This is a genomic window from Campylobacter sp. 2014D-0216, from assembly GCF_014931215.1.
Taxonomy (GTDB): Bacteria; Campylobacterota; Campylobacteria; order Campylobacterales; family Campylobacteraceae; genus Campylobacter_D.
Genome location: NZ_CP063089.1, coordinates 343567 through 356250, shown reverse-complemented (window position 1 = coordinate 356250; position 12684 = coordinate 343567). Strand labels below are relative to the sequence as shown.

The 12684-nt window shown below is 30.9% G+C and carries 10 protein-coding genes; 4 read left to right on the top strand and 6 right to left on the bottom strand.

Annotation, left to right across the window (positions count from 1 at the left end; genetic code table 11):
- The 4 genes from A0083_RS01870 to A0083_RS01855 are packed head-to-tail and all read left to right on the top strand — an operon-like array spanning position 1 to position 3412.
- Positions 1-1545 carry a multicopper oxidase family protein gene (locus A0083_RS01870; RefSeq protein ID WP_197553805.1) on the top strand — a complete coding sequence of 515 codons (1545 nt, stop codon included), beginning with the start codon at positions 1-3 and terminating at the stop codon, positions 1543-1545.
- Between the two features lie 11 nt (positions 1546-1556).
- A complete protein-coding gene (locus tag A0083_RS01865) occupies positions 1557-1778 on the top strand; it encodes a molybdopterin synthase, small subunit (RefSeq protein ID WP_039662900.1) in 222 nt (73 codons plus the stop codon).
- Positions 1779-1781: 3 nt separating this feature from the next.
- Positions 1782-2228, top strand: a complete 447-nt coding sequence (locus tag A0083_RS01860; protein ID WP_039662899.1) for a molybdopterin synthase catalytic subunit — start codon at positions 1782-1784, stop codon at positions 2226-2228.
- A 2-nt stretch (positions 2229-2230) separates the two neighbouring features.
- Positions 2231-3412, top strand: coding sequence for a molybdopterin molybdotransferase MoeA (locus A0083_RS01855; protein WP_197553802.1), 1182 nt, complete (start codon positions 2231-2233; stop codon positions 3410-3412).
- Here A0083_RS01855 and A0083_RS01850 read toward each other — a convergent pair.
- The 6 genes from A0083_RS01850 to hsdR all read right to left on the bottom strand — a co-directional run bounded on the left by A0083_RS01850 (position 3409) and on the right by hsdR (position 12630).
- Positions 3409-4902, bottom strand: a complete 1494-nt coding sequence (locus A0083_RS01850) for a class I SAM-dependent DNA methyltransferase (protein ID WP_197553799.1) — start codon at positions 4900-4902, stop codon at positions 3409-3411. The two genes, A0083_RS01855 and A0083_RS01850, sit on opposite strands and share 4 nt — an antisense overlap.
- Complete coding sequence (locus A0083_RS01845) at positions 4903-5973, bottom strand: Fic family protein (RefSeq protein ID WP_197553796.1); 1071 nt, start codon at positions 5971-5973, stop codon at positions 4903-4905. It lies immediately after the preceding gene.
- Between the two features lie 120 nt (positions 5974-6093).
- Positions 6094-7278 (bottom strand): restriction endonuclease subunit S, encoded by a 1185-nt coding sequence (locus tag A0083_RS01840; RefSeq protein WP_197553793.1) that lies wholly within the window; start codon positions 7276-7278, stop codon positions 6094-6096.
- Positions 7279-7282: 4 nt separating this feature from the next.
- Positions 7283-9394, bottom strand: coding sequence for a DEAD/DEAH box helicase (locus tag A0083_RS01835; RefSeq protein ID WP_197554509.1), 2112 nt, complete (start codon positions 9392-9394; stop codon positions 7283-7285).
- The gene (locus A0083_RS01830) at positions 9384-10328 is read right to left on the bottom strand and encodes a HamA C-terminal domain-containing protein (protein WP_197553790.1); all 945 of its coding nucleotides are present in this window, start codon (positions 10326-10328) and stop codon (positions 9384-9386) included. Before A0083_RS01830 ends, A0083_RS01835 begins: the two co-directional genes overlap by 11 nt.
- Positions 10318-12630 (bottom strand): EcoAI/FtnUII family type I restriction enzme subunit R, encoded by a 2313-nt coding sequence (hsdR, locus tag A0083_RS01825; RefSeq protein WP_197553787.1) that lies wholly within the window; start codon positions 12628-12630, stop codon positions 10318-10320. The genes A0083_RS01830 and hsdR overlap by 11 nt, the downstream gene beginning before the upstream one ends.
- Positions 12631-12684 lie beyond the last annotated feature (54 nt).

Here is a 12684-nt window from a genome sequence, read left to right as displayed (position 1 = left end):
ATGAATAGAAGATTATTTTTAAAATGGAATGCTTTAGGTTTAGCAAGTATTAGCAGTGCCTATGCAATGGGTGATCACTCTCACCATAATATGCATTCACATCATACAGCAAAAAAAACTCACAAGGTCGATACTTCTTTTATCAAGCTAGAAGATCCAAACATTCAACTACTCGATGCAAAAGACTTTCCTAGCGAAGAAGCATTGGCAAAATTAAAACTTTTAAAAAACACAAGCACAAAGAAAAATTTCTTTAGATCTAGCATAGAAATCAAAGAAAGCCAAATAGAACTTGTCAAAGGTAAAAAAACCCAATGTTTTACCTATAATGGCTCCATACCAGGACCTAAAATCGAAGTTTACGAAGGTGATACAGTTGAAATTTTAGTAAAAAACAATCTAAAAGAGCCAACAACCATTCACTGGCATGGACTTGACATACCACCTGAACAAGATGGCAACCCACATGATCCCATCATGCCTGGTCGAGAAAAGATTTACCGTTTCAAACTTGGAGAAAATTCAGCAGGAACATACTGGTACCATCCTCATCCACACTACACCACAGCAAAGCAAGTTTATAAAGGCTTAGCAGGAGTTTTCGTGGTAAAAGCTAGAAAAGATGCATTGTCGCATTTACAAGAGCAAGACTGGGTGATTAGCGACCTACGCTTGGATAAAAACGCACAAATTCCTGATAATAATTTATTTGACTGGCTTAATGGTAGAGAAGGAAATTTAGTCTTAATCAATGGGCAATTAAAACCAAAAATCACCATCGATGATGCGCAAAGAATTCGCATATACAATCTATGTGCGGCAAGGTATTTAAATTTACGCATTCAAGGTGCTAAATTTATTTTAGTGGGAACTGATGGGGGACTTATAGAAAAAGGTATTGAATTAGATGAGTTGTTTTTAAGTCCTGCTTCAAGAGTAGAAGTGCTAATCCAAGCAAGCAAGGGTGATTTTAAACTTGAAAGCACCTACTATAACCGCGACAAAATGCTTGTCGAAGAAAAACCTTACACACTCACACTAGCTGATCTTAAAGTGGAAAAAACTTTAGAAAACATACCTGAAAAACTACGCGAATTTCCACCTTTAAAAGAAGCTACAAGCTTTAAAGAAGTAATCATGAGTGAAGACCATATGCAAATGCATGGCATTAGCAACAAAAGCGAAGAAGAAATCAAACAAAGTCTTGCCTCTATGTTTTTGATCAATGGTAAAACATTTGATATGAATAGAACGGATTTGACTTCAAAATTAAACGAGGTAGAAGAATGGGTGGTAAAAAACTCTTCTCACATGGATCATCCTTTTCATATACATGGAACACAATTTGAACTCATTTCTTCTCAATTTAAAGGTAAAATAACAAAAGCAAAATTCAGAGCATTGCAAGATACGATCAATGTAAGACCTGGTGAAGAACTAAGACTAAGAATGAGCCAAAATTTCACCGGCATTAGAATGTTTCACTGCCACATTTTAGAACACGAAGATCTTGGAATGATGGGAATTTTAAAAATCAAAGAATAAAGGTAAAAAAAATGGTAAAAGTTGAATTTCTAGGACCAATCAACAAAGAAAGTTTAGAACTAGAAGTAAAAAGCTTAAAAGAATTAAAAGTGATTTTAGGGCAAGATGAAAGCTTAAAAGAATGGCTTGAGCTTTGCGCAGTTGCTTTAAACGATGAAATGGTTTTTGATGATGAAACCACCCTAAAAGATGGGGATAAAATCTGCTTACTTCCGCCGGTTTGTGGAGGATAAGTTATGTTTGAATTACATCAAGGATCTTTGGAAATTCCTAGCATTTACGCTAGATGGTATGAATACGCTAAAGACAAAAACTGCGGAGCTTTGATCACATTTTGCGGTATAGTGAGAGCTGAAGATGGAATCGAAGCTTTAAGCTTTGATATATATGAGCCTTTATTGAAAACTTGGTTTGAAAAATGGTGTCAAAAACTTGCCAATGAAAACGTAAGCTTGATGTTTGCTCACTCTATCGGCGAGGTAAAAGTACATGAGAGTTCTTATTTTGCTGGGGTTTTAAGCAAACAAAGAAAACTAGGACTTAAGCTGATTAACGATTTTGTAGAAGATTTTAAAGCAAGTGCACCTATATGGAAATATGATATCATCAATGGTGAAAAAATTTATGCTAAAGAACGCTCTTTGAAACTTCAAGGAGCAGGAATTTTAAGCACTAAGGACTAAAAATGCTAACTTCTTATAATCAAAGTTTAAATATACTTCATTCGCATATAAAAGCATACGAAAAGATAGAAAACATCGCCTTAACACAGTGCTTAGATAGAATTTTAGCCATAGACATCAAAGCTTCTACCAATAACCCTCAATTTCCCACAGCTTCTATGGATGGCTATGCGATCAAATTTAGCGAGCAAGATGAGGCTTTGTCTATCATAGGCGAAGTACCTGCGGGAGTTTTTCCAAGCTTTAAAATACAAAGCAAAGAATGTGTTAAAACCTTTACAGGTTCTTTAATGAGTGAGGGTTGTGATACCTTAGTACCCGTGGAAAAAGTAGAAGTTAACAACGGTGTGGTTTACATCAAAGAAAAAGTCCCTCAAGGCTTTGCTGTGAGAAAGGTGGGTGAGAGTTACACCGAGGGTGAAATTTTACTCACTAAAGGCACAAAACTAGGCTATAGCGAGATAGCACTTTTAGCCGAGCTTGGATACTTTCATATTTGCGTTTTTGCTAAACCTATCATAGGCGTGTTAAGCAGTGGAAGTGAGATCAAAGACTTAGGCGAAAGCTTAGAACACCCTGCACAAATTCGCTCATCAAACCATATAGCCATAGCTAATATGGCGAAAAAGCTTGGTGCTGAAGCTAGAATTTTTCCACTTTTAAAAGATGATATGCAAAAAACCCCAAGTGTTTTAAAACAAGCACTTAATGCATGTGATATTTTAGTTACCACCGGTGGGGTTTCCATGGGGGATTTTGACTTTTTAAAACAAGCTGTTAAAGAGTATGAAGTCATCATAGACAAAGTCGATGTAAAACCTGGCAAACACATCAAAATAGCCAAATTTGAAGATAAATTCATCTTTGCTCTACCGGGTTTTCCATACTCGGCTATGGTGATGTTTAACTTATATGTAAGAGAACTTTTAAATGCTTGGCTTTTACAAGAAAAAGACTATATATTTAAAGCATTTGCAAATACTGACTATAAGAAAAAAAGTTCGCATTTAGAATTTGTAGCTTGTAATGTAGAATTTAAAGATGGAAAAATTTATGCCAATTTAAAAGGCAAAAAACAAGGCTCAAGTGCCATCATCAACAACCTTAACCATAAAGCTGCACTTATGATAGCACATGATGATATAAAAGAAAATGATTTAGTTGATATAATTTTTATGCCTTAAACAAGTGCTTTTTGAATTTTCTCAAAAAGCATTTTTGCTTGTTTTTGATTTTGCTCTAACTCGCTTAAAATTTCCTCTACTTCACGCAAAGTTTTTTCTTCTTTTACGTTTGGGTTTTTAGCACTTAAATCATAATTTCTTTCTTCAAGTTCTTTTTTACTTACTAAATAAGAATTAGCCGTGATTTTTCTTTCTTTATAACATTTTAAAAATTCTTGCAAATGTGTGTATTCTAAAGGTTTGTTTTTGGTCAATTTAAAAGGAGGCACAAGCTCATAGTAATATACACTTTCATCATTTTCACCACAAATGCTTCTTTGTCCTTTAGAGAAAAAAAGCACATTAGTTTTTACCGCACTATAAGGCAAAAACACCCCACTTGGCAAGCTTAAAACACATTCAAGATTAAAATTTTCTAGCAAGTCTTTTTTTACACTCACAAAGGCATTTGAATTTTGAAAAAGCACTCCTTCAGGCACTACTATGGCACATCTTCCGTTGTTTTTCAAAGACTTTAAAATATGCTGTAAAAACAAAAGCTCGGTAGCATTTGATTTTACAGGAAAGTTATTTTGAATTTGATCTTTTTCTTTACCACCAAAAGGAGGATTTGCTAAAATCACTTCGTATTTTTCATTTTCAGTTATGTCTGTGATTTTTTTATTTAGAGTATTGGTTTTGATGATATTTGGGGACTTAACCTCATGTAAGATCATATTCATCACACCCATTGCATAACTTAGCGGAGTTTTTTCTTTACCAAACAAGGCATCATTTTGTAAAAATTCAAGTTCTTCCACACTCAAATTTGCTTTTTTCTTTTTTGCCCTATCTTCATAAAGAATATGCAAAAAACTCTCTACTAAAAACCCACAACTCCCACACGCAGGATCATAAATTCTCTCTTTTGCTTTAGGGTCTAGCACCTCCACCATGGCTCTAACCAAAGGTCTTGGGGTATAAAACTCCCCACTATTTCCCCCATCGCTTCCCATGTCTTTTAAAAGCTTCTCATAAACCTCACCTAAAGCAAATACATCACTTTCTTTGCTAAAACTTAACTCATCGACTAAATTTATAACTTCTCTTAAAGTATGGCCATTAGCTATGCGGTTGTCTATAAATTCAAAAATTCCGCCTATCTTATACTCTATGCTTTTGAAATTTTCATTATCTTTAAAACTTTTTAGATATGGAAAAAGCTCATCATTCACAAAGCTTAGCAAATCGCTTCCACTTAAAGCATTTTTTACATCAAGCTTTCCTTCGCTTGTTTTAGGTGCTGCCCAAGCTCTCCAACTGAATTTTTCTTGCAAAATAGCCTTATAAGGCTTTTCATCTAACTCAGCTTCTAGCTTTAACTCTTCTTCATAATCATCTAAAAATTTCAAAAAAAGCACCCAACTAATCTGCTCACTATAATGCATAGCACCGCTTATGCCATCATCGCGTCTTAGAATATCTGTGATTTTATCGATTTTACTTTGCATTTAAAAAATTCCCTTTCTAAAAAGTTTTAAAAGTTCTATATTAATATAATAATTATTTCTACCCATTTTAATGCACTCTAGCACCCCTAAATTTTCACAAATTTTAAGATATTTTGAGGCACTTTGCCTAGAAATATCTAATTTATTTATCAAAAAGTCTATCTTTGTATAAGGATGAGAAAACAAAAGCTCCACAAAGTCTTTGCTGTAAAAATTCGTTTTATTTTGCAAAATTTCACCTACATCAGACATCATTTTTTCTATTATAGTAATGGTTTTTATCGTTTTTATAGCAGTTTGCTCTACACCTTTGAGTATGTATTCTATCCATTCTAAAATTGCACCTTCATCACGTACTTTTTGCAAAAGATTATAATACTCTTCTTTGTTATTTACTATATAAGCGCTTAAATACAAGATAGGCAATTCAAGCAAGCCTTTATAAACTAAATAAAGTATATTGATAATCCTACCTGTTCTACCATTACCATCGTAAAATGGATGTATGCTTTCAAACTGATAATGAATGATTGCCATTTTTACCAAAAAATCAAGTTCATCTAAAGTATCATCGTTGATGTATCGCTCCAAATTTCCCATAAGTTCTTGTATGTCACTAGGATTTTGCGGGGGTGTGTGTTTGATTTCTCCTGTGGTAGGATTTATCAGTGTAGTTCCGCTTTGTTTTCTAAAACCTGCATTATTTCTTTCTAGTCTTTTTTGAATTTCTAAAATATGTGCATTTCTTAATAATTGCTCTTTTTTTAAAAGCTCATATCCTTTTTTTAAAGCATTTTCATAGTCTTTCACTTCTTTTGCCGCTCTTGTAAGTTTACTTTCATCGATTTGAGATAAAAAAAGTTCATCGTGAGTGGTAATAATATTTTCTATCTCGCTAGAATCTTTAGCTTCTTGCAAGATCAAAGCATTGATTAATATATTTGGATTAGGCATGCTTTTGCTAAGTCCATTTAACTCCGCTAATTTTCTCGAAGCCCTAATGATGAGACCATAAATATTTGCATTTAATTCTATATCTAAAGGAAGTTTTGGTGGTATGAATTCTTTCATAATTTTTCCATATGTTAAAATTTTTTAAAATTTTTAACATTATAAAAAAATATGTTAAAAAAATCAAAAATTTTTAACATATCTAGACCATATGTTAAAAATTGATAAAAATTTTAACATTTATAATCTTCCCTGAAAAGCTTTATCTAGCAAGGACTTTTTAAGCTCTTGTAGATTTTTTATCTGCATTTGATAGTTTTGCTTTAAATTTTTTACATGAGAAGAAAGCTCATCTAAATGCGAAGCGATTTGCTCTTGCTCTTTGAGTGGGGGTAGCGCAATAGGACATTTTTCTAAAATATTTAAATTTAATTTTGCAGCATGTGTTCCACCACCAACTTTATTATTATCAATCCACCCTTCAATAAAATAAGAATTCAAAAAATAAACCAAATAATCACTTATAATTTTAACTTTTGGTTTTAAAAGCCCTAAGCTAACGAAAATACTAAATTCAAATTCTAAAGAAATTTTTATAGCTTTTCCCAAAGTTCCAATACGACAAATTAAAATATCTCCAAATTCAGGCTTAGCTCTTTTTATAAGTTTGTTATGCTCTTCTAGTGAAATGTATTTGATATCACTTAAATCAAAAAAACCTTTAGAAATATTTTTAACAGATAAAAAAGGAATCCCTGTTTTTATATAGTTAGGTGTTTTGTGTGTTCCATCTGTAATAAAACATATTTCCCCTAAGCTTTTCCATTCCCAACCTTGTGGGAGTTTGTAGTTTTCCTTAGCATTATCTTTTAAGGGGTTAAAAGCTTTTTGCAAGGCACTTTGCATTAACTCATCTAAATTGAGCAAATCTTGCTCTAAAATTTTTATACTCTCATCTATCTTTGCAAAACTCTCATCTAAAATCCCCACTATCCTTTCTTGCTCTTTGAGTGGTGGAATAATGAAAGTATTTTGTTTAAGCACGCTAAAATGCCTTCGATATCCTAATAATGGAATATCTTTGTATAATAGTTGAAAAAATAAAAATTTTGTATTAAATCTTTCTATGTCTTTATTTAATAATATTTTTACCCCATCTGCACCAACAATAAAATCAAAATCTATAAATTTTAAAACCCTGGTGTGATCGCCAAAAATTATACATGAGTTATTGCAATTATTTATTTTAAATATTTTTTCATAATTATTTGAATATCCGATAATAAATTTTTTAGATTGATCTATTATAGGTATGCAACCTTTGTCTAAATAATCCTTAGTATTTAATTGATAATTTTTAGAACTTGGGCTGTAAAAAATATTATCGAAATTAAATTTCTCCCAACCTTGTGGTAAATTTGTCATTTTATTATCCCAAACCTTCATAAAAATAATTTAATATATAATCTTCAAAATTATCGTAAAGATTTTTTTCTTTTAATATATTGATTATATCATCAGCTGTATGTTCTTTAAATTTGCTTAACGCTTGCTCTATTGTTAAATCATTATTTTCAAAATCAATAAATCCACATTGATGAAGTTTTTTAGAAATGATTCTAGGTAGTCCAAATTCTTCAAGAGTATATACCACTGATGGTAAAAAAGCATTTGAAAGTTTTGTAACAAAACCTGAAATATCTATCTCTTTTTCAGGATAGAGTATTTTTTGTAAAGTGTTAATATCGGAAAATAGTGATGCAATTTTAAAAGCTACATGATTCTCAAATTTAAAAAAATCATCCAAATCAATTCCCATATCTTTAATAAGTTTTGGTAGTGGTTTAGTCCAATTTTGTGATAATTTTTTTACCAATTCAACATTATTTATATTACTAGTATTATTAATATTATTGCAATGAAATTCTCTTATAAGTGCAATTTTAGATAAGATATACCATTTATCAGGTTCATCATTAAATAAATATGTAAAAATTTCACTATTAAAATCTTCACTTTGCAATATTTGAATTATTTTTATAATAACTTCTAAATCATTTTTTAACAATGTTTCTTTTTTAAGCAAATTGAATTTATCTCTTCCTATTAATTTTATTATTTCTAGTTGATTGTTTTTAACTTCTGCTTGTATATTATCGGGAATTTCATTATTTATCTCATCATTAATAGATAAAGATTCTGATTTGATTTCTACATCTAATATCTTTTCTTGATTATCATCTTCGTTTGGAGATTCAAATAAATATACTTCACCTATAAAATATTTAAACATTCTTCCGCTTCTACCTATAATGTTTTTATAAGTAAAATGATTTATATTTTTTGTTCCATTTTTTTTGTCCCATAGAATAAGATTTTTTGCTGGAATATTAACCCCTTCTATTAAAGAAGATGTAGAAACAATGGTTTTTAGTAAATCTTTTCCTTCAAATAATCTTACTTGCAATTGCGATAGACATCTATGGAGTCTTCCATGATGTATTCCCACGCCAATTTTTAATGTATCATTAAGGTAGTGTTCTCCGTAATATTTTGATAACCATTTTGCAAAATTTTCCAATAAAGCATTTGAATTTTCTATGATGGTATTTTCCACCAAGATTTCACAAACTTTTTTTATATTGCTTTGACTTTGGGTATAAACTAGAGTTTTTTCATCTTTTTTTACTATTTCTAGAATTTTTTCTTCTTTTTTAAAATCCTCATCCTTATAGCATTTATTAATATGAATAAAAACAGTATTGAAGTCAAGGCATTCAAATTCCATTCCTTTGCAAAGAATACTATTTTCATTTTTTATCTTATCTATATTTGGACAAATATAATATCTTTGATTAGAAATATTTGTGTATTTCAAAATAGCATTTTGCAGTGGAGCAAATCTTTCATTTTCATAATCCTTCGATATTTTATAAAACTCATCAACAATAAAAAAATCAAGCTTGATATTTTCTTTATTAATAAATGAAAAATATTCAACTGCTCTTTCTGGAGAAAAAATAAAGATATTGTTATTTTCTAAATTGGTTTGTTGAGTGGTTGTGGTTATATTATAATTATAAAATTTCTTTATAAGTCTTCTTCTAGCTTCATCCAATAAAGAAATTGTAGGGACAATGATTAATATATTTTTTGGTTTTTTCATAGCTATTAGAGCATCAATAATAAAGCTTTTGCCAAAACTTGTTGGAGCAGAAAGAATAAGACTTTCATTACTTAAAAGTCTTTTTAAAACTCTTGATTGTTCTCTATGCAAAACTTTTGGTTCGTCTTCTCCGATATTTGCTTTAAAACATTCTAGCAAAAATCTATCTGCTAAAATTGAAGTATCTTGATTCATATAAGGATATAATCCAAATTGTCTGATTAGATGATTTAATATAGGCGGATATAAAGCTTTATCTTGAATTTTATCAAGCAAATAAAAAAGCTTTTCTTTAGCTTCTGCTTCTTTGTTGTTATCATTTAGATTTTCATATATCTTTACACATTCGTCAAAAATTTGTTCGTTAGTCAGCATTTCTATAACTCTTAAAAATTTCATTTATTTTGCTAATAATTTCTCTTTTATTTGGGATAGGAAAAAAAATTATATGAAATTTTATTCTATCAATATATGCAATTTTATCCGAAAATTTTTTAATTTCTTGTGATATTTTATCCCCCTTTTTCTTATGAAAATTTTTTATCGTTGCTTTATAATCGTTGGTAATTTCTTCAATGCTTTTTGTATAATCACAATCATAAATAATAGATATTGGCACATGTAAAATGCCTTTTAATCTATCAAGATTAATATTCCCATTAATAATTTGCTTGAAATTTGTCAATGTGCTTGTTTGAATGTTATGATGTTTTGCTAAATTATCTAATTCATTTGAATTTGCAATTATTCTAGCTTCATCAAGAATAGTTTCGTCATTTAGATTATCTTTTAGAGATTTTATAGCTTTTCTTATAGCTTCATTTAAGTTTTTATATAGTTTTGATTCGCCTAACCACAAATGGTATTCTTGGTTTTCTATAGTTAGATGAACGCTATCAAATCCGAATGCTTCCATATTGCGATTTTGTTTATGAAAAATCTTAGGTACAATAGGTAGAGCATTATAATATTCCCTCATGATACCATGAAGAAAAATTTCTCCTATCTCTCCGCTTTTGTTATTTATTCTTAGTTTTGAGATAGCTTTATCTAAAATTTCGCCTTCATTGCCTGCTAAACTTTGCCTTTCTTGTTCTGTTAGAGCACATTCTTTTAAATTAGTAATAATAAAATTTTTAAAATTTTTCATTTTCCACTTTTTGCTTTCAAATTGATTTGAAATAGATAGTAAAAAATGATGATATTGACAACATAGTGTTTCATTTAAAATTATTGTAAAGTTATTATTATCTTTATTTTTCACATAAGTGTTTATTGCTGTTGTATTTTCTATTTCTTTATCCTGCATAAATCTCCCTTTGTAAATCATCAATGCATTGTTTTAAATTCTCCATACCTTCAAATTCACTCACTAGCTCTTTTACGCTACCTAAAGAGCTAAGATCTATAAGTGTTTTTAACCCACTATCAAAGTCTTTTATACCATACTCTTGATACCTATCTAGTAAAAATTCCACAAGCTTTAAGGCTTTTTCTTTTTGGAAGCGTTTTAAAAATGTACTATTTTTTACATTTAGTACGCGTTCATGGCGTGTTTTTATCTCGCTGTTAAAGCTTAAATGTGCTAGCACATCATACACATCGCAGTCTTTTTGCTCAAAGATCACTGTCAATTCTTCCAAAACCTGCTCGCTTATGCGGTCTTTTTCAAGTTTTTGTAAAAATTCTTTCCTGCTTGCTTGGTTACTCCAAATCTCGCGTAACCTTGTCTCATCATCATAAAATTCTGCTAGCTTTCCTACTAAAAATTCCAAAAATTCTTTTGTGCTAAGTGGCTTGTCGCTATCTCCTATGTAGCTTGTCGTTATATCAAGCACTTTTAGTTTTGTGCCTTTTAAATGCACAGTGACTTCTTTTTGCTTGGTTGTTTCTTTAGGGTTGCTTTGCTCTCTTTTGTTTTGTATAGTTTTTACTTCAGTTTTTTCCTCATCTTCGATCTGCTCGCCATCCCATTTAGGATCATAAAAAAGTCTTGTTACTCCGGTAAAATCTAGTATAGTAAAAAAGTCTTTTCCCTCATACACCCTAGTGCCTCTTCCGATGATTTGCTTAAATTCTATGATAGAACCTATATTTGCCAAAAGCACTATGTTGCGGACATTTCTAGCATCTACTCCTGTGGTTAGCATTTTAGAACTAGTGAGTATCACAGGATAGCTTTTGTCATTATCTTGAAACTGCTTTAAGTACTCAAGCCCTATTTTACCCTCATCACTTGTAACCCTCACGCAGTAGTCATCTCTTTTTACACTTTTAAATTTATCAATGGCTCTTTTTACTTCACTTGCATGGGCTTGGTTAGCACAAAAGATGATGGTTTTATCCATAGGGTTGATGAGCTTTAAAATTTCTTTAGCTAGAAAGTCGTTGTATTGAGGTAAGTGAATATTTCTTTCAAATTCATTGATCTTATAAAAGCCTTTTTCTAACTCACCTTCTATGATATCATCAGGGTTATACACATAGCCTTCACTAAGCGTAGTCGTAACACGCTTAACTTTATAAGGAGTTAAAAAGCCATCTTCTATGCCATCTTTAAGACTATACTCATATATACTCTCACCAAAATACCTATAAGTATCTACATTATCGCTTTTTTTAGGTGTAGCAGTAAGCCCTAAATGCGTAGCCGATGAAAAGTACTCTAGCACCCCTGCCCAACTACCTTCTTCATTCGCTCCACCTCTGTGGCATTCATCGATGATGATAAGATCAAAAAAGTCTTTGGGGTATTGTAAGTAGAATTTGCTTTCTTGTTCTTCATTAGCATTTTCTTGTTCTTTTGAATTTGAAGCTAGACTTTGATAAATTCCAAAAAACACATTTGCACTTGTAGGCACTCTGCCATTATTTTTTCTCAACTCTTGCGCACTCACTGCCACGCAATCGCCCTCTATAGGATTAAACTCTCCTAAAGCTTGATCTCTTAAACTCACCCTATCACATAAAAATAATATCTTAGGTTTTTTGTCTTGATTTGTTTTATTCCACCTAGCTTCAAGTAAACGATAACACAAAGCAAAAGCTATGGTGGTTTTACCTGTACCTGTAGCAAGAGTGAGTAAAATTCTATTTTTACCGTTGATCAAAGCTTCTATGACTTTATCAACTGCGATCTTTTGATAATATCTTAATTCTTTTTGGGGTATGTATAATTCTCGCTGCGATAAAAGCTTGTGTTGCCATTCTTTTAAATTTCCATAAATCCTAGCAAAAAGCTCACTTGGGGTTGGAAAATTTTCTATGTACTCACCGCTTGAAGTTTTTAAGTTGTATTCATAAATTTTATCGCCATTAGTACTATATACAAATGCTACGTTTAAAATTCTAGCATATTCTATGCCTTGAGACAAGCCATCTAAAGGATCTTTGCTTTGTTTTTTAGCTTCTATGATAGCAAGATTATTGTTTTGAAATTTCAACAAATAATCTGCAAATTTTCTTTCGCCTCTTTTATTTCCTATAAGCTTACGCCCATCAGTAAAATAATAATTTCTTATGATATTTTCTTCACTCCAAGAGCTAGCGTGAAGTTTTACATCTATGAGTTTAACTCTAGTATCATCTTCTGAAAAATGCTTAAGTTCCATGGCTTCCTTATGGGTAAAAAATTTAAATAATTATACCATAAAAATCAAACCAAA